The 559-nt window shown below is 68.9% G+C and carries 1 protein-coding gene; it reads right to left on the reverse strand.

The annotated features are described in order from the left end of the window. Positions 1–559, reverse strand: a 559-nt coding sequence (locus AC1DWF_RS37500) for a glutamate--cysteine ligase (protein ID WP_476843486.1), incomplete at both ends; no start/stop codon positions are given.

Consider the following 559-nt stretch of genomic DNA (forward strand, 5'->3'; position numbering starts at 1 on the left):
GTACATCGGCACGTCGATCGCGTATTCGGCGAAGCGCTGGAACCCAAAGCCCTCCTCGAAGACGAGGCCGGGGATGCCGGTGCGGTCCGGGTCCGTGTCCGACCACACATGCCCGCGCAGCGACTTGTAGCCGGAGGGCTTGCCCTCGCGCAGCGGCGAGCTGGCGAAGAGGGCGGTGGCCAGCGGCTGCAGCGCCAACGAGACGCGCAGCTTCTCCACCATGTCGGCCTCGTCGCCGAAGTCGAGGTTCACCTGCACGGTGGCCGTGCGCAGCATCATGTCGAGGCCGAGGCCGCCCTTGAGCGGCATGTAGCGCTTCATGATCCCGTAGCGGCTCTTGGGCATCCAGGACATGTCGGCGCGTGTGGCCATCGGGTTGAAGCCGATGCCGGCGAAGCCGAGGCCGAGCGGGCCCGCCACCTCATGCACGTCGCGCAGGTGGGAGGCGATCTCCAGCCGGGTGGCATGCAGGTCCTCGACGGGGCCGCCGGAGAGCTCGAACTGCCCGCCCGGCTCCAGGCTGACGGAGCCGCCATCCTTTGTCAGACCGATGACGTTG

This window comes from Aminobacter sp. P4_D5, assembly GCF_056401815.1.